The organism is Streptomyces sp. NPDC003027, assembly GCF_053591435.1.
Genome location: NZ_JBSFTU010000017.1, coordinates 54188 through 71057, shown reverse-complemented (window position 1 = coordinate 71057; position 16870 = coordinate 54188). Strand labels below are relative to the sequence as shown.

At 73.6% G+C, this 16870-nt stretch carries 13 protein-coding genes; 4 read left to right on the top strand and 9 right to left on the bottom strand.

Annotation, left to right across the window (positions count from 1 at the left end):
• Positions 1-37 precede the first annotated feature (37 nt).
• On the top strand, positions 38-1234 hold the full coding sequence (locus ACWDX6_RS14915) for a PucR family transcriptional regulator (RefSeq protein ID WP_451485349.1): 1197 nt from the start codon (positions 38-40) through the stop codon (positions 1232-1234).
• A gap of 67 nt (positions 1235-1301) precedes the next feature.
• On the opposite strand, the gene ACWDX6_RS14910 is transcribed toward ACWDX6_RS14915, so the two are convergent.
• The 3 genes from ACWDX6_RS14910 to ACWDX6_RS14900 form a co-directional block, all read right to left on the bottom strand.
• Positions 1302-2468, bottom strand: coding sequence for a glycerate kinase (locus ACWDX6_RS14910; RefSeq protein WP_451485348.1), 1167 nt, complete (start codon positions 2466-2468; stop codon positions 1302-1304).
• A 164-nt stretch (positions 2469-2632) separates the two neighbouring features.
• Entirely contained in the window at positions 2633-3109 is a 477-nt protein-coding gene (locus tag ACWDX6_RS14905; RefSeq protein ID WP_451485347.1) for an NUDIX hydrolase, read from the bottom strand.
• Positions 3110-3113: 4 nt separating this feature from the next.
• The gene (locus ACWDX6_RS14900; protein ID WP_451485346.1) at positions 3114-3317 is read right to left on the bottom strand and encodes a type II toxin-antitoxin system VapB family antitoxin; all 204 of its coding nucleotides are present in this window, start codon (positions 3315-3317) and stop codon (positions 3114-3116) included.
• Between the two features lie 64 nt (positions 3318-3381).
• Between ACWDX6_RS14900 and ACWDX6_RS14895 the strand changes: the two genes are divergently transcribed.
• The gene (locus tag ACWDX6_RS14895; protein ID WP_451485345.1) at positions 3382-4101 is read left to right on the top strand and encodes an SIR2 family NAD-dependent protein deacylase; all 720 of its coding nucleotides are present in this window, start codon (positions 3382-3384) and stop codon (positions 4099-4101) included.
• Here the strand turns inward: ACWDX6_RS14895 and ACWDX6_RS14890 are convergent.
• Both ACWDX6_RS14890 and ACWDX6_RS14885 read right to left on the bottom strand, forming a co-directional pair.
• A complete protein-coding gene (locus ACWDX6_RS14890) occupies positions 4098-4628 on the bottom strand; it encodes a methylated-DNA--[protein]-cysteine S-methyltransferase (protein WP_451485344.1) in 531 nt (176 codons plus the stop codon). The two genes, ACWDX6_RS14895 and ACWDX6_RS14890, sit on opposite strands and share 4 nt — an antisense overlap.
• A gap of 15 nt (positions 4629-4643) precedes the next feature.
• Positions 4644-6119, bottom strand: coding sequence for an AlkA N-terminal domain-containing protein (locus ACWDX6_RS14885; protein WP_451485343.1), 1476 nt, complete (start codon positions 6117-6119; stop codon positions 4644-4646).
• A 200-nt stretch (positions 6120-6319) separates the two neighbouring features.
• On the opposite strand from ACWDX6_RS14885, the gene ACWDX6_RS14880 reads away from it, so the two are divergent.
• The gene (locus tag ACWDX6_RS14880; protein WP_451485342.1) at positions 6320-9073 is read left to right on the top strand and encodes a SpoIIE family protein phosphatase; all 2754 of its coding nucleotides are present in this window, start codon (positions 6320-6322) and stop codon (positions 9071-9073) included.
• Between the two features lie 90 nt (positions 9074-9163).
• On the opposite strand, the gene ACWDX6_RS14875 is transcribed toward ACWDX6_RS14880, so the two are convergent.
• From ACWDX6_RS14875 to ACWDX6_RS14860, 4 genes are all read right to left on the bottom strand, one after another.
• Complete coding sequence (locus tag ACWDX6_RS14875; RefSeq protein ID WP_451485341.1) at positions 9164-11233, bottom strand: SpoIIE family protein phosphatase; 2070 nt, start codon at positions 11231-11233, stop codon at positions 9164-9166.
• 143 nt (positions 11234-11376) lie between these two features.
• Complete coding sequence (locus ACWDX6_RS14870; RefSeq protein ID WP_451485340.1) at positions 11377-11895, bottom strand: O-acetyl-ADP-ribose deacetylase; 519 nt, start codon at positions 11893-11895, stop codon at positions 11377-11379.
• A gap of 76 nt (positions 11896-11971) precedes the next feature.
• Positions 11972-13393, bottom strand: a complete 1422-nt coding sequence (locus ACWDX6_RS14865; protein WP_451485339.1) for a phytoene desaturase family protein — start codon at positions 13391-13393, stop codon at positions 11972-11974.
• 204 nt (positions 13394-13597) lie between these two features.
• Positions 13598-14221: a class I SAM-dependent methyltransferase gene (locus tag ACWDX6_RS14860; protein WP_451485338.1), complete on the bottom strand. Its 624-nt coding sequence runs from the start codon at positions 14219-14221 to the stop codon at positions 13598-13600.
• Between the two features lie 596 nt (positions 14222-14817).
• On the opposite strand from ACWDX6_RS14860, the gene ACWDX6_RS14855 reads away from it, so the two are divergent.
• Positions 14818-16725, top strand: a complete 1908-nt coding sequence (locus tag ACWDX6_RS14855; RefSeq protein WP_451485337.1) for an ABC transporter ATP-binding protein — start codon at positions 14818-14820, stop codon at positions 16723-16725.
• Positions 16726-16870 lie beyond the last annotated feature (145 nt).

Here is a 16870-nt window from a genome sequence, read left to right as displayed (position 1 = left end):
CCTGTGGGATGGGGCGGAAGGATGGCATCCTCCGGTCATGGGACGGCGCAGACCACGGACCGGCGATGACTGGAAGCTGCTGGCACAGGCGTGCACGGCACTGCTGGAACGGTTGCCCGAGCTGGTGGACGAGCATCTGAGGGAACTGCACGAGTACGAGCCGGCGTACGGCCGGATCGTGCCGTACGACCAGCACTGGCAGGAGGCCCACGAGGCGATGCGGATCGGGATCGAGATGATCTCGGCGCCCCGCGACTCGCCCCGGCGGGATCTGGAGCACGCCGACGAGACGGGCCGGCTGCGGGCGGAGCAGGGGATGCCGCTGGAGCTGGTGGTGCACTCGTACCGTCAGGCCGGGCATCTGGTGTGGGACGCGCTGATCGAGGGTGCGGCGGAGGATCCGGCGCAGCTGACGGCGCTGATGCAGTCGGCGACCATGGTGTGGCACGCGGTGGACGCGCAGGCGGACACGGCGTCGGAGGCGTACCGGGCGACGGAGCTTGAGCTGCGGCGGCGTACGGACGAGCAGCTGCAGGCGCTCCTCGACGCGCTGTTGCAGGGGCAGCGGACGCCGGAGGTGGTGTCGCGGGCAGCGGCCGGCCTGGACCTGCCGGAGCACGGGCGGTACGCGGTGGTGGTGCTGCGCTACGACCGCCGGGATGTGCCCGAGCCGTTCCACCGGCGGGTGCAGGGGGCCGGGGTGCGGTTCCTGTGGCGGATGCGGGCGGACTGCGAGATCGGCGTGGTGTCGCTGGCGGAGGGCACGGGTCTGGACGCGCTTTCCGAGCTTCTGGCGGGCCGCTGTCCGGGGCCCGGCGGGATCAGCCCGGTGGTCACCGGGCTCGCCGAGCTGGGCCGCGCCCGTCGCCTCGCGGAGCTCGCCCTGCGGACGTGTCCGCCGGAGTCCCACGAGATCGTCCGCCTGGACCGCCGGATGGCGGGGGCGCTGGTGGTCGGCCAGCCGGAGATGGCGGGGCTGCTGATATCGGACGTGCTGGGCGGGCTCCTGGAACTCGATCCGGCGGACCGGGCGATCCTGCTGGAGACCCTGGACGTGTGGCTGGACTGCGAGGGCTCGGCGGGCCGGGCGGCGGGCCGGCTGTACTGCCACCGCAACACGGTCTTCAACCGGCTGCGCCGGCTGGAACAGCTCACGTCGCGGTCGCTGTCCCGCCCGCGGGATCTGACGGAGATGACCCTGGCCCTGGACGCCTTCCGCCTGACGGCGGGGTAGCGGGCCGGGCCGGCAAGCCGCCCCCTAGGGGGCGGCTTCGCCGCCGGTGTACTCCAGGGCGCCGGGCCTACGCCAGGAAGTCGCGGGCGATGTTCGCCGCGACCTTTTCGAGGAGCGGGCCCGCCTCTGCGATGCACTTCGCCGTGTCCGGCTCCAGGTCCGTGAGCGGATAGGCGCGGCGGATGCCGGCCGTGCCCAGCGCCTCGGGGGCGAGGGCGAGGCGGCCGCAGACCGCGACGACCTCCTTGCCGGCCGCCCGGGCCGCGGCGGCGACGCCGGCCGGGGCCTTGCCGTGGAGGGTCTGCTGGTCGAGGGAGCCCTCGCCGGTGATGACGAGAGTGGCCCGCTCCAGGGCGGGGGCGAAACCGAGGACGTCGAGCATCAGCTCGATCCCGGGACGGAAGCTCGCGTCCAGGCCCACCAGCGCGCCGTACCCGATGCCGCCCGCGCCGCCGGCGCCCGGGGCGAGCGCGCACTCCGACGCCTTGGGGCCGATGGCCTTCTCCAGGACGGTGACGAAGTGCGCGAGCGCCGCGTCCAGGGTCTCGACGTCCTCGGGGGACGCGCCCTTCTGCGGGCCGTAGACCGCCGGCGCGCCCTTCGGGCCGGTCAGCGGGTTGTCGACGTCGCTGGCCAGCACCAGGTCGACCGAGGCGAACCGGGGGTCGAGACCGGACAGGTCGGCCGTGGCGAGATCCTTCAGCGGGCCGCCGCCGGGGGCGACGGGCTCACCGGCGGCGTCCAGGAAGACCGCGCCGAGCGCGGCCAGCATGCCGGCCCCGCCGTCCGTCGTGGCGCTGCCGCCGACGCCGAAGACGATCGTCGTCGCGCCCGCGTCCAGCGCGGCCCGCAGCAGCTCGCCGGACCCGTACGTGGTGGCGGTCAGCGGCGCGAAGACGCCCCGCGGGAGCAGCTGGAGGCCGGACGCCTCCGCCATCTCCACGACCGCCGTCGTGCCGCGCAGCGCGAACGCCGCCGTCACCGGCTCGCCGAGCGGTCCGGTCACCCGTACCTCACGGCGTTCGAAACCGGCCGCCACCGCGGCCGCGACCGTGCCGTCGCCGCCGTCCGCGACGGGAAGCGTCTCCACCTCCAGCTCCGGGACGACCCGTCGCAGTCCCGCCGTGACCCGCTCCGCGACCTGTACGGCCGTGAGCGAACCCTTGAACTTGTCGGCCGCGACGAGCACGTGTGCTCGTCCCCGTGCGGCCTCAGTTGCTGCTCCGTCCGTCACCTTGCATCCCTTGCTTTCGAACAGGAGTCGCGCCGAGGCCGACCCTATCCGGAGCGCGAGAGGGCGTGCCACCCCCTGATGAGCCGATATTCCGCACCATAGGGGGGCGGGATGGGCGCGGAGCCCGCCCGTCGGGCCCGCAGGGGACCTTGTGGAGGGGCGGGTCAGCTCCGCGGACCGGGCACGGCACGGGAGCGGTCGGCCGAGGCGGTGAAGTCCGCGAGCAGCCGGGCCAGGTCCGGCGGCCAGAGGGCCTCCTCGGCGGCGGCCAGCTCCTCGGGGCGCCACCAGCGCCCGTGCTGGATCCGGTCCTCGGCGTGCGCGGCGGCGAGATCGCCGACGGGCCGGCGGCGCGGCCCGTACGCCACGTAGATGTGCTCGTGCTGCCGGACGGGGACCCCGGCGCGGGTGAAGTCGTGCTCCCAGGTGCAGAGCAGCCCGCCCGGCACGATCCCCTCCCAGCCGGTCTCCTCGCGCAGCTCGCGCACGGCCCCCTCGCGGGGGTCCTCTCCCGGTTCGAGCCCGCCTCCCGGCATGGCCCAGTGGACGCCGACCTCCTCGTTGTCGTAGCGGAAGAGGAAGACGGAGCCGTCGGGGGCGAGGACGGCGATCCGGGCCGCTCGGCGGGGTGTCCTTCGCATCGGTTCAGGCCTGCGGGGTCTCGGGGGGCGTGAGATCACCCCTGCGGCGGGTGTCGTCGCGCGGTTCGACGCGCGCCTCGGTGCGGTGACCGCGGGCGATGTAGTCGCGGACGACGGCCTCGACCGCGTCCCGCGGGTCGCTCACGCCCGCCAAGACCATGACCTCGACGACGAGTTCGGCGTCGAGCGCGATGTTCACCTTTGCCATGGCGGGAACCTAGCACCCGCTATTCCGTTCGCGGCAGGCCCGGTCGGCGTCCTAGGGTCGCGGTATGACCATGGTCGCCATCCTCAGCGGAGCCGGGATCTCCACGGACTCCGGCATCCCGGACTACCGGGGTCCCGACGGCCTGTGGACGCGGGACCCCGAGGCCGAGAAGCTCGCCACCTACGAGCACTACATGGCCGATCCTGACATCCGGCGCCGGTCGTGGCGGATGCGGCTGGACGGGCCGGTGCTGCGCGCCGAGCCGAACGCCGCGCACCGGGCCGTCGCCGCGTTCGAGCGGAGCGGGAACCCGGTCCGGGTCATCACGCAGAACGTCGACGGGCTGCACCAGATCGCCGGGGTGCCGGCGCGCAAGGTCCTCGAACTCCACGGCAGCGCGCGGTCGGTGGTGTGCACCGGGTGCGGGGCCCGTTCCGCCATGGACGAGGCTCTGGAGCGGGTGAGGGCCGGCGAGGACGATCCGAAGTGCCTGGCGTGCGGCGGGATCCTGAAGTCGGCCACGGTGATGTTCGGGCAGCGGCTCGACCCGGTCGTCCTGGGTGAGGCGGTGGCGATCGCGAAGGCCGCCGAGGTGTTCGTGGCGGTCGGCACCAGCCTCCAGGTCCGGCCGGCGGCCTCGCTCGCGGGGATCGCCGCCGAGCACGGGGCCCGGCTGATCATCGTGAACGCCGAGCCCACCCCGTACGACGAGATCGCCGACGAGATCGTGCGCGAGCCGATCGGGACCTCGCTGCCCGCGCTCCTCACCCGCCTGCGGGGTTAGCCCGTAGGAGGAGCTCCTAGGGACGCGACCGGGAACAGCGTGTCCGGCTCGGTGCCGGACTCGAAGGCGAGCAGGCGCTGCTTGCGGTCCAGGCCGCCGCCGTAGCCGGTCAGGGAGCCGCTCGCGCCGATCACGCGGTGGCAGGGCACGACGATGGAGACCGGGTTCCTGCCGTTGGCCAGGCCCACCGCGCGGGAGGCGGCCGGGTTGCCGAGGGCTTCGGCCAGCTCGCCGTACGTACGGGTCTCGCCGTACGGGATGCGGCACAGCTGCTCCCACACCCGCAGCTGGAACGGGGTGCCGATCAGCTTCAACGGCAGGTCGAACGCGGTGAGTTCGCCGGCGAAGTACGCGTCGAGCTGGCGGATCACCTCGCCGAAGGGGCGGGGGTCGCGAGCGCCGAAGGCCTCCTCGGTCGGGCGGTGGCGCTGGTCGGTCATGTGGATACGGCTGAGGACGCCGTCGACGGCGACCAGGGTCAGCGCGTCGTACGGACTGTCCACGACCATGTGCTGGACGGTCGGCATGGCTCGATGGCTTCCTTACGCGGGGAGATGGTTGATCGGGTGGCTGTCGGTGGCCCAGAGGTACTGCACGGCGTACGCGCGCCAGGGCCGCCAGTGCGCGGCGCGGGCGGTCAGCGCGGCCGGTGTCGACGGCAGGCCGAGGCCCTGGGCGGCGCGGCGGACGCCGAGGTCGCCGGGGAGGAAGGCGTCGGGGTCGCCCAGCCCGCGCATCGCGATGACCTCGGTGGTCCAGGGCCCGAAGCCGGGCAGCGCGAGGAGCCGGGCGCGGGCCTCCTCCCAGTCGCTGGCCGGGCCGAGGCGCAGGGAGCCGTCGGCGAGCGCCTCCACCAGGGTGAGGAGGGTGGTGCGGCGGCTGCGGGGCAGCGCGAGCGCCTCGGGGTCGAGACCCGCCAGCGCCTCGGGGGTGGGGAAGAGGTGGGTGAGTCCGCCTTCGGGGTCCTCGACGGGGGTTCCGTGCGCGGTGACCAGGCGGGCGGCGTGGGTGCGGGCGGCGGCGGTGGAGACCTGCTGGCCGAGCACGGCGCGTACCGCGAACTCGGCGGCGTCGACGGTCCGCGGCACCCGCCGCCCGGGCGCCCCGTCGACCAGCGGCGCGAGCAGCGGGTCGGTCCGCAGCTGCTCGTCGACCGCGACCGGGTCCGCGTCGAGGTCGAGCATCCAGCGGCAGCGGCTGATGGCGAGGGTGAGATCGCGCGGGTCGGTGAGGGAGAGCCGGCAGGCGATGTGGTCGGGGCGCGGGGCCAGGGAGACGATGCCGTGGCCGTGCGGGAGGCGGAGCGTCCTGCGGTAGGCGCCGCCCCGCCACTCCTCGACACCGGGCACGGCGGTCGCGGCGAGGTGGCCGAAGAGGTTCGAGGGGTTGAGGGGAGTGCGGAACGGCAGCCGCAGCGCGATCACCCCGGGGGCCGCCCGGTCGGGGCCTGAGGAGCGGGCCGCCCGGGCGCGCAGCTCTCCGGGGGCGAGGGCGAAGACCTCGCGGACGGTGTCGTTGAAGGTGCGGATCGAGGCGAATCCGGCCGCGAAGGCGATCTCGGCCATGGGCATCGCGGTGGTCTCGATGAGCAGCCGGGCGGTCTGGGCGCGCTGGGCGCGGGCCAGGGCCAGCGGTCCGGCTCCCAGTTCGGCGAGGAGCTGGCGCTCGATCTGGCGGGTGGAGTAGCCGAGCCGGGCGGCGAGTCCGGGCACGCCCTCGCGGTCGACGACGCCGTCCTGGATGAGGCGCATGGCGCGGGCGACGGCGTCGGCGCGGACGTTCCACTCCGGGGAGCCGGGGCTGGTGTCGGGGCGGCAGCGCTTGCAGGCGCGGAACCCGGCGCGCTGGCAGGAGGCGGCGCTGGGGTGGAAGACCATGTTCTCGGCCTTGGGCGGCACGACCGGGCAGCTGGGGCGGCAGTAGATCCGGGTGGTCAGGACCGCGGTGAAGAAGACGCCGTCGAAGCGGGCGTCCTTCGACCGGACGGCCCGTACGCAGCGCTCGGTGTCGGTGTGCATGAGTACAGGATCGGGGACGTGCACGCCCTCGGGCTGGCGAGAAAACGACATCGACCTCGTCTGGCCGGTGCCGCCTCGATTTCCCGGCGCGGCGGGGGCAGCATGGAGGGAAGGGAACTCTGCGGCGCGCCGGCGAGCCGAGGAAGTGGACGGGTGACAGCCGAGTCCGTGATGACAGCCACATCCATGAGAAGAACCCCATGACCGGACGTCTTGGACGACCCAGGGGGCTGTGGGTGCGCAGTGTCGCCGGTCAGGTCTTCGCCCTGCAGGCGGTCATCGTGGTCCTGCTGGTGACCGTGGCCGCGCTTGCCCTGATCTTCCAGACCCGCTACGACAGCGAGCGTGAGGCGCGCAATCGTTCCCTCGCCGCGGCGGAGGCGTTCGCGCACGCGCCCGGTCTCGTGGACGCCCTGCGGGCCCCGGACCCGTCGGCCCTCCTCCAGCGGCGGGCCGAGGCGGCCCGGGTGGCCGCGGGTCTCGACTTCCTGGCCGTGATGACCCCCGACGGGATCCGCTACACCGACGCCCGGCCGGAGCTGATCGGGCAGCGCGCGACCGGGGACATCGCGCGTGCCCGGGCCGGTGAGTCGTTCACCGAGATCTTCACCGGGGAGCCGACGGACGCGGTCCGGGCGATCGTTCCGGTCCGTACCGAGGACGGCGACGTCGTCGGCCTGGTGGGCACCGGGATCGAGATCGAGAACGTCGGCAATGTGGTGGAGAACGAGTTGCCGCTGCTGCTCGGCACGGCCGCGGGCGCCCTGCTGCTCGCGGTGGGCGGCGCCGCGCTGGTGAGCCGGCGGCTGCGCCGGCAGACCCACGGCCTGGGCCCGGTCGAGATGACCAGGATCAACGAACACCACGAGGCGGTCCTGCACGCGGTGCGCGAGGGCGTGCTCATCATCGACGCCGACCGCCGTCTGCTGCTCGCCAACGACGAGGCCCGCCGGCTCCTGGATCTGGCGCCCGACGCCGAGCAGCGGCATGTCACCGAGCTCGGGCTCGACCCCGGCACCGCCGCGCTGCTCGCCTCGGGGCGGGCGGTGACGGACGAGGTGCACCTGGCGGGCGACCGGCTGCTCGCCGTGAACGTGCGCCCCACCGAGCCGAACCGGGGCCGGCCCACCGGCACGGTGATGACGCTGCGCGACTCGACCGAGCTCGCCGCGCTGTCCGGCCGCGCGGAGGTGGCCCGGGGCCGGCTCCAGCTGCTGTACGACGCGGGGGTGCGGATCGGCAGCACGCTGGACGTGGTGCGGACGGCGGAGGAGCTGTCGCAGGTGGCGGTGCCGCGGTTCGCCGACTACGTCACCGTGGAGCTGCTCGAACCGGTGCTGCGCGGGGAGGAGCCCTCGGGGACGTACACGGAGATGCGCCGTGCGGCCCTGACCGGCATCCGGGACGAGCCACCGCTCCAGCCCGTGGGCGATCTGATCCGGTGTGTGGTGCCGACGACGCCGATGGCGACGGCGCTCGACAGCGGGCACGCGGTGCTGGTGGAGGATCTGAGCGCGGCCGAGGGCTGGCGGGCCCAGGACCCGGAGGGGGCGGCGGTCGCGCTCGCCTACGGGCTGCATTCGCTCGTCGCCGTGCCGCTGCTGGCCCGGGGGGTGGTGCTGGGGATGGCGAACTTCTGGCGGGCCGAGACCCCGGAGCCCTTCGGGGAGGACGATCTGTCGTTCGCGGAGGAGCTGACCGCGCGGGCCGCGGTCTCCATCGACAACGCCCGCCGGTTCACCCGCGAGCACGCCATGGCGGTCACTCTCCAGCGCAGTCTGCTGCCCCGGGTGCTGCCGGATGTGTCCGCCGTCGATGTCGCCTACCGGTATCTGCCCGCGAAGGCCGGGGTGGGTGGTGACTGGTTCGACGTGATTCCGCTGCCCGGCGCCCGGGTGGCACTCGTCGTCGGCGACGTCGTCGGCCACGGGCTGCACGCGGCCGCGACGATGGGGCGGCTGCGGACGGCCGTGCACAACTTCTCGACCCTTGACCTGCCTCCCGACGAGCTCCTCGGCCACCTCGACGAGCTGATCGACCGGATCGACCGGCCGGAGTCCGGTGACGGCGGCGGAGCGGGCGACGACGACAGCCGGGGCGGTGGCGAACGCGATCCGATCACCGGCGCCACCTGCCTGTACGTGATCTACGATCCGGCGAACGGCCGTTGCGCCATGGCCGGGGCCGGGCACCCCGGCCCCGCGCTGGTGCACGCCGACGGGCGGGTGGAGTTCCCGGAGATGCCCTCCGGTCTGCCGCTCGGGGTGGGCGGGATGCCCTTCGAGGCGACGGAGCTGCGGCTGCCGGAGGGCAGCCGTCTGGTGCTGTTCACGGACGGGCTGCTCGAGAACCGCGACCGGGACTTCGACACGGGTCTCGCGCTGCTGCGCGACGCCCTGGCGCGGGTCGGCCGGAGTCCGGAGCAGGCCTGCGCGGACGTCCTGACCTCGCTGCTCGTGCCGGCCCCCGACGACGACATCGCCCTGCTGATCGCCGACACGCGCCGTCTGGAGGCCGACCGGATCGCGCAGTGGGACGTGCCGGCCGATCCAGCCGCCGTCTCGCGCATCCGCAACGCCGCCTCCGAGCAGCTCGCCGACTGGGAGCTGGGCGACATCGCCTTCACGGCCGAACTGATCCTCAGCGAGCTGATCACCAACGCCATCCGGTACGGCGCGGAGCCGATCCGGGTCCGCCTGCTGCGCGACCGCCGGCTGATCTGCGAGATCGCCGACGGCAGCAGCACCTCCCCGCACCTGCGGTACGCCGCGACCACCGACGAGGGCGGGCGCGGGCTGTTCCTGGTGGCCCAGTTCGCGGAGCGGTGGGGCACCCGCTACACCGACCGGGGCAAGGTCATCTGGGCGGAGCTGACCTTGACCACGGCCCCTCCGGGGTCCGCCGCGGGGGCGGGGATGCCGGACCTCGATGCGCTGGAGAACCTGGCCTGGTGACCCGGAACCGGCCCTCGGCGCGCGGACCGGCCACCCGAACCAGCCACCGGGACCGGCACGCGGACCGGCCACCCCGACCCGGCGCGCGGATCACCGGGGGGTCGTACGGGCGAGCAGCACCGCCACGTCGTCCTGCTGCGCGCAGGGCAGCAGCTGTTCGAGGATGCCGTCGCAGAGCTGGGTGAGGGGCCGTTCGTGGTGGAACAGGGCCTGGGCGAGCCGGTCCATGCCCTCGTCGAGGTCCCGGTCCCGGGCTTCGATGAGGCCGTCGGTGTACAGGACCAGCAGACTGCCCGGGGGCAGCCGCACCTCTTCGGTACGGAAGTCCTGGCCTCCGGTGCCCAGCGGTGTGCCGGGCGGCCCCTCCAGGAAGGTGATCGTCCCGTCGGCGGTGGCCACGACCGGCGGCGGATGGCCGGCCCGGGCGATCACCACCCCGCCGGAGGCGGGGTCGTGGACGGCGTACACGCAGGTCGCCATCTCGTCCTCGCCGAGGTCCGCGACGGCGGCGTCGAGGGAGCGGAGCAGCTCGGCGGGGGGCACGCCCTGCCGGGCGAGAGTCCGTACCACGGTGCGGAGCTGGCCCATGACGGCGGCCGCGTGCACGCCGTGGCCCATGACATCGCCGATGACCAGGGCGGTACGGCCCTCGGGCAGGGCGATGACGTCGAACCAGTCGCCGCCGACGTCGTGGTCGCTCGCGGGCAGGTACCTGCCGGTGAGTTCCAGACCGTCGACCTGCGGCAGGGAGCTGTTCGTCAGGCTGCGCTGCAGGGTGAGGGCGGCTTCCCGCTGGGCGGTGTACATCCGCGCGTTGTCGATGTTCAGGGCGGCACGGGCGACCAGCTCGTCGACGAGGACGCAGTCCTGCTCGTCGAACGGCTCACGGCCGCGTACGCGCGTCACGGTGACCGCGCCGAGGACCCTGCCACGGGCGACCAGCGGGACGAGGCGGGCGGATCCGATGGTGGTGGCGAGGTAGCCGCGCAGCGCCGCGGAGCGGGGGTCGGGAAACAGCGCGGGGATGTCGGACTGGTAGAGGTTCATCGCGCGGCCTTCGGCGACGACCCGTTCGTACACGGTGCCGAGCGGGATCTGGAAGGTCTGCCCGGCGGCGAGCAGCGCGGTGGGAGCGGACGGGTCGGGGAAGACGGCGGCCAGCCGGCGCAGCAGGCCCTGGGTGGAGGCTCCGGCCGCGGCGGCCTCGTCGGGGGCGAGGACCGCCTCCAGCATCTGTACGTCGGCCGAGTCGGCGAACCGGGGCACCAGGACCCGTACCACCTCCTCGGCGGTCTGCCGCAGGTCGAGGGTGGTGCCGATGCGGGTGCCGGCCTCCGCGAGCAGGGCGAAGCGCGAGCGGGCGCGCTCGGCCTCGACGAGGGCGCGCTGGCCCTCGGTGATGTCGATCAGGGAGGCGATCAGTCCGAGGCGCCGTCCGGAGCCGTCGAGCAGCGGGGCGTACGAGCAGGACCAGGTCCGGTCGTGGTCGGGGTCGGCCGGGGTGCGGCCGGTGCGGCGGACGTCGACGACGGCCTCGCCGCGTTCCAGGACCTGACGCATCATCGCCTCCAGGGCGACGGCGTTGACCCCGGGCACCACCTCGGTCAGCCGTTTGCCGAGGTGCTCGGCGGCCGAGACGCCGTTCATCCGGGCCAGGGCGTCGTTGACGCGCAGGAACCGCAGGTCGGGGCCGAGGGTGGCCAGGCCGATGGGCGACTGGGTGAAGAGGCTCTGCAGGGCGGCGAGCGAGTCCCGCATGCGCAGGACCTCGGAGGTCTCCACCGCGATGAGCATGGCTCCGGGCCGCCCCCGGGGGTCGACGTCGGGGACGATCCACATCTCCATCGTCACGTCGTGGCCGTCGCGGTGGCGTACGGGCAGTGTCCCGACGACGGTCTCACCGTTCTGGACGCGCCGCGTCAGCTGCTCGGCGAGCTCCTGGTTGGTCTCCGGGGCGAGCACGGGGGTGGCGGGGCGGCCGAGCAGTTCCTCGGGGCGGTAGCCGAGGAGGTCCTGCGCGGCGAGGGACCACTCGACGACGCGGCCGTCGGCGTCCTCGCGCCACAGGGCGATCGGGAGGAGTTCGCGCAGCACACCCGCGTACCCGACGGCCGCCGGCGGCCGCTCCGGCGTCTCGCTCGTCGACTGATCAGTGTCCAACGCATCGACCTAACCCCGGGGGGTGTTTTTCCTACTCGGTCACCTTATCCGAGGCGTCCTCGCGGGGCTCTGCGGGTACGCCCGATCGGCTCGCCGCCCCGGGCCGCGGTCGCCTCGGTGACGGCGTCGACGACGGCCGGCGGTCAGCGGATGTGCCGGGCGAACGCCTCGTACGCCCGGTCGTCGAAGAGGACGAACCTGACCTCCTCGACCTTCGTCTCGGTGGCCCGTACCGTCTCCACCGCGATACGGGCCGCGTCCTCCATAGGCCATCCGTAGATGCCGGCGGAGACGGCGGGGAAGGCCACCGTACGAGCGCCGAGCTCGTCCGCGACCTTCAGCGACTCCCGGTAGCAGGAGGCCAGCAGGGCCGACCGGTCCTCCTCCGGGCTGAATCGGGGTCCGACGGTGTGGATCACCCAGCGGGCGTCGAGGCGGCCCGCGGTGGTGGCGACGGCCCGGCCGGTGGGCAGGCCGCGGCCGTAGTGGCCGGCCCGGAGTGCGCGGCACTCCGCCAGGACGGCGGGGCCGCCGCGGCGGTGGATGGCGCCGTCGACTCCTCCGCCGCCCAGCAGGGAGGAGTTCGCCGCGTTGACGAGGGCGTCGGCGTGTTCCTCGGTGATGTCCCCGAGGGCGAGCGTGATCACGGTGGTCTGGGCCATGAGGACATGATGGGCCCCCGGCGCGGGCGCGCGCCGGGGTGCGACGGGCGTACGCCGGGGCTTCGCGGGCGCGCGGTCAGTCCCGTGTCGCTCGCAGGCGGCGCCAGACCGCCTTCGCGGCGTTGTGGCCCGACATGCCGTGGACGCCGGGCCCGGGCGGGGTCGCGGAGGAGCAGAGGAAGACGGCCGGGTGCGGGGTGCGGTAGGGGGAGAGGGAGAGTCTGGGCCGCAGCAGCAGCTGGAGGCCGCGGGCGGCGCCGCAGGCGATGTCGCCGCCCACGTAGTTGGCGTTGTGGGCGGCCAGCTCGGGCGGTCCCGCCGTGGCGCGGGCGAGGACGCGGTCCCGGAAGCCGGGGGCGAAGCGCTCGATCTGGCGCTCGACCGCCTCGGTGAGGTCGCCGCCCCAACCGTTCGGAACATGGCCGTACGCCCAGAAGACGTGCTTGCCCTCGGGGGCGCGGGACGGGTCGACGAGGCTGGGCTGGGCGGTGATCAGGAAGGGAGTGCGGGGCGCCGTGCCGGAGGACGCCTGACGCAGCGCGGTACCGATCTCGCCGCTGGAGGGGCCGATCTGGACGGTGCCCGCGCGGCGTGGCGCCTCGGCCGTCCAGGGGACCGGGCCGTCGAGGGCGTAGTCGACCTTGAAGACACTGGCGCCGTAGCGGTACCGGTCGTAGAAGCCGCCGAAGCCCGCGATCCTCGCGAGAGCGGTGGGCGAGGTGTCGAAGACGTACGCGCGGGCCGGCGGCAGGTCGTCGAGCCGCTTGACCTCGAAGTCGGTGTGGACGGCGCCGCCGAGGTCCTTCAGATACGCGGCGAGGGCGTCGGAGATCGACTGGGAGCCGCCACGGGGCAGCGGCCAGCCGCCCTCGTGCGCGGCGAGCGCGAAGACGAGACCGATCGCCGTCGTCGCGAACTCTCCCAGGGGCGCGATGACATGGCCGACGAGCCCGGCGAACAGCGCACGCGCCTTGTCGTCCTGGAAGCGGCGCATCAGCCAGGTGGAGGGCCGCAGCCCGTCGACGCCGAAGCGGGCGAGCGTGACGGGGTCGCGGGGCAGGGCGGTCAGCGGCAGCGACATGAAGTCCCGTGCCAGGGTGTCCCACTTGCCGAGGTAGGGAGCGACGAGTCTGCGGTACGTGCCGGCGTCACGGGGGCCGAAGGAGGCGGCGGTCTCGGCGACGGACCGGGAGAGCACGGCGGCGGTGCCGTCGTCCCACGGGTGGGCCATGGGCAGTGCGGGGTGCAGCCACTCCAGGCCGTACCGGTCCAGCGGCATGGTCTTGAAGACGGGCGAACCGACCCCGAGCGGGTGCACGGCCGAGCAGGAGTCGTGCCGGAAACCGGGGAGGGTCAGCTCCTCCGTCCTGGCACCGCCGCCGATCGTGGACCTGGCCTCGAACAGGGCGACGGAGAAGCCCCGCCGGGCCAGTTCCACCGCGGCGGTCAGTCCGTTGGGGCCCGCCCCCACGACGACGGCATCGAGCATCGACGGCACCTCGGACTCCTTCGTCGGCCCTCGGTCGCCGTACGGCGACCGGCAGGTCCCAGGATAGGCGCCGTGCGTCGCGGAGCTCCTCCGAGGAGGCCGCCACAGCGGTGCGGATCTGGGCCGGGCGAACTCGCCCCGTTGGGCCGGGGCGTTCGCCGGCCCGGGCCTCGCGGGCGAACGCACCGGCACGGCGAGGAGTTTTCCGGCGGGTCAGGCCGCGGGGACCTTGCCGACGAGGACGAACTCGTTGTACGGGAAGACCTTGCCGACCGAGCGGGGGAAGGGGAAGGAGTAGGACCGCGCCACGGTCACGCCGGCCTTCTCCGCGTGGTGCCGCAGCTCGTCGAAGCCGACGAAACGCACATGCGTGGCGTCGGTGCGGTAGCCGGCCTCCTGCGGCGTGATCAGCACGACCGAGCCGCCCGGCTTCACCAGCGGCAGGTACTGCTCCAGGATCGAGGAGGCCAACTCCTCGTCCATGTGCTCCAGGACGTGCGCGCAGAGCAGGCTGTCGAAGGAGCCGGGCCCGCAGTCCGCTGCCTTGGCCAGCTCCTCGGGCGTGTAGGCGGTCAGTCCGCGCTCACGGCAGGTGGCCACGGAGTGGGCGTTGTGGTCGACGCCGACGCTGCCCGGCTCGCAGTTGAGCAGATTGCGGCCGAGGCCGCAGCCGACGTCCAGCACACGGCCGAGGCCGAGCCGCTTCAGGTTCCACCGGTACGGCGCCTGGGTGGGGAGGAACCGCTTGATCCCCGACTGCTCCAGGCGGGCGAGCCGCTTGGTGTAGTCCGAAGACTCCGTGCCGGGTTCGAGCGTCCTGTCCTGGGTGCCGGCCATCGGCGTCCGCCTTACCTTGCGCTGGTCCAAGGGAATCCACACCATCAGAGTGGAAAGTGACATCACGGCGCACGGCGGCGCGCGAGGCCGCGTGATCAGCCGTGTGATCTACGGCACCCAGGCTAGGACACCGGGAAGCCGAAGGTAAAGGCCGGAAGGGCGCGGGCGGCGAATTCCGGCGCGCCTCCCGAGGTTTCCGCGGCTCGGCGAGCCGGCCGCCGCACATCCGTTCCACGGGTGGCGTGTTCCACCCCCGCTTTCGCCGGGCCCCCACGCTCCCGCCCCGGGCGTCGGCGTTTCGGCCATGACCGGCTCGGGCCCCGGGTCCCGCACGGCAAGGATCGGTGTAACCCGCACGCTCGGTTTCTCGCTCTGTCGCGGGGCACGGGAAGCGTCCGAAAAACGTGTGTTCGAAATTTCCGTCATGTCGTTGAGCTCGATGGCAGAACCGGCCGAGCCACACCGGAGGACACCATGCGCTCTTCGACCGCCCGCGCGACCGCTCCCGCCGGAACGGAGAACGAACGGCACGAGGCCGGGGAGGGAGGCCCTCGGCGTCCGAACGGCTGCTGTTCGGCGGGGAGCTCGCGTACGACATGGGGTGGAGTCAGCACCACGGGGTGTGGGTGAAGCTGAGCCTTCGGTCCATGGCCCTCTCACTCCCCCGGCAGGTGGCGATCGCGGTGCGGTTGGCCCGCGCGGCCGACCGGCGGGCTCTGTACACGGTCGCGGGCAGCGAGTTCGGGCGCGGTGTCACCCAGGCGGTGTCCCTGGTCGCGGTGAACGCGATCCTGGTCGAGCTCCTCGCCCAGGGCAGTACGGCCGAGCGGCTGCGGTCCGCTCTGCCGTCCCTGGTGGTCGTCGCGGTGCTCGCGATGGTCGGGTCCGCGTTGAAGTCGGCGTCCTCGGCGGGCACGGGGATCCTGGAGCCGAAGGTCCAACGGGTGGCCACGGAACGCTATCTGGCGCTGGTGGCACGGGTGGAGCTGAAGGCGATCGAGGACGACGCGTTCCACAAGCTGATGGACTCCGCCCAGTGGGGCGCGGACTCCGCGCGCCGGATGGTCGGGTACTGCACGGCCGTGGTCACCTCGGCGATCTCCCTCGTCGCCGCGGCCGGTGTGCTCACGGTCCTGCACCCCCTGCTGCTGCCGCTGCTGATCGCCATGGCGCTGCCCAGCGCGTGGAGTTCGCTGACGATGGCGCGGGCCCGGTACGTGAGCTGGCACCGGTTCGTGCAGCACGCGCGGGCGGCGCAGCTGATCAGCCGGCTGCTGATCGACCAGCAGGCGGCCGGCGAGGTCCGGGTCCACGATGTCGGCCCGTTCCTGCTGGAGCACTTCCGCGGGATGGCCGAGACGAGCGAGCGGGAGCAGACCCGGCTGGCGTGGATCGGCGCCCGTACGGGGCTGACGGCGGACGCGGCGCGCGGACTGGCGACCGTCGCCACGTACGCGGTGCTCGGCGTGCTGCTGTGGCACGGGCAGATGGCGCTCGCGGTCGGCGGCACGGCCGTCCTCGCGATCCGTACGGGTTCGGCGAGCATCACCGACCTGGTGATGAGGGTGACGGACGTCCAGGAGGAGTCGCTGTTCGTCGCCGACCTGGAGACCCTGTGCGAGGAGGCGGTCCGCCGGGAGATCCCCGCCGGCGGCGCGGACCTTCCCGAGGAGGTGGAGGAGATCCGGTTCGAGAAGGTCACCTTCACCTACCCGGGGGCGGAGAAGCCGTCGCTGTGCGAGGTCGACCTCGTCATTCCCCGGGGGCGGACGGTCGCCCTGGTGGGCAGGAACGGCTCGGGGAAGACCACCGTCACCAAGCTGCTGTGCGGGTTGTACCTCCCGGACGGCGGCCGGGTGATGTGGGGCGAGGTCGACGCGGCCCAGGCCAGCCGGGCCCAGATCTTCGACCGGATCGCGATGGTGGCGCAGAACTTCCACCGCTGGCCCTTCACCGCCCGCGTCAACATCGGGATCGGTCGGCCCGGCGGCCCGTTCGAGGACTCCGCGATCCGGGCGGCCGCCGCCTACGCGGGCGCGGACGACGTGATCGAGGGCCTCCCCCGGGGTCTGGACACGCTGCTGGCCCGTGGCTACCGCGGGGGCCAGGAGATCTCCGGCGGGCAGTGGCAGAAGATCGGGCTCGCCCGGGCGCGATTCCGCCGCGGACAGGTTCTCGTCGTGGACGAGCCGACCAGCGCCCTCGACCCGGCGGCCGAGCAGCGGGTCTTCGACCAGATCCACCGCCTCGCCGGCACCGGCCAGACGACGATCCTGATCACCCACCGCCTGCACAGCGTGGCCCACGCTGATCTCATCTACGTGATGGAGGACGGCCGGGTGGTGGAGGCGGGGACGTTCGAGGAGCTCATGGGCCCCGCCGGCGCGGGCTTCTTCCGCGAGGCGTACGAGCTGCAGGCCCGCCAGTTCGTCCGTCCGGCCGTCCCCGGGCAGGCGGGGCCGGCGCCCTCCGGCACCCTCAGGGACGATCAGGCGACACCATGACACCTCCACCGCTCGCTCCCCCGGCCCGGCGACCTCCATAGCTCAAGAGAACCTCTGAATCCTATGGAGGTTTCCTTCGAACGGTGACCGGGCGGTCACGGAGCCGGAATTCTGTCTGCCGCCACCGATGTGGCATGTCACAGAC

Excerpts from the sequence above, each read along its gene's own strand:
- ACWDX6_RS14915 (WP_451485349.1), top strand. The coding sequence starts at position 38 with ATGGGACGGCGCAGACCACGGACCGGCGATGACTGGAAGCTGCTGGCA.
- ACWDX6_RS14905 (WP_451485347.1), bottom strand. The coding sequence starts at position 3,109 with ATGCGAAGGACACCCCGCCGAGCGGCCCGGATCGCCGTCCTCGCCCCC.
- ACWDX6_RS14900 (WP_451485346.1), bottom strand. The coding sequence starts at position 3,317 with ATGGCAAAGGTGAACATCGCGCTCGACGCCGAACTCGTCGTCGAGGTC.
- ACWDX6_RS14895 (WP_451485345.1), top strand. The coding sequence starts at position 3,382 with ATGACCATGGTCGCCATCCTCAGCGGAGCCGGGATCTCCACGGACTCC.
- ACWDX6_RS14890 (WP_451485344.1), bottom strand. The coding sequence starts at position 4,628 with ATGCCGACCGTCCAGCACATGGTCGTGGACAGTCCGTACGACGCGCTG.
- ACWDX6_RS14885 (WP_451485343.1), bottom strand. The coding sequence starts at position 6,119 with ATGCACACCGACACCGAGCGCTGCGTACGGGCCGTCCGGTCGAAGGAC.
- ACWDX6_RS14880 (WP_451485342.1), top strand. The coding sequence starts at position 6,320 with ATGACCGGACGTCTTGGACGACCCAGGGGGCTGTGGGTGCGCAGTGTC.
- ACWDX6_RS14870 (WP_451485340.1), bottom strand. The coding sequence starts at position 11,895 with ATGGCCCAGACCACCGTGATCACGCTCGCCCTCGGGGACATCACCGAG.
- ACWDX6_RS14860 (WP_451485338.1), bottom strand. The coding sequence starts at position 14,221 with ATGGCCGGCACCCAGGACAGGACGCTCGAACCCGGCACGGAGTCTTCG.
- ACWDX6_RS14855 (WP_451485337.1), top strand. The coding sequence starts at position 14,818 with ATGGGGTGGAGTCAGCACCACGGGGTGTGGGTGAAGCTGAGCCTTCGG.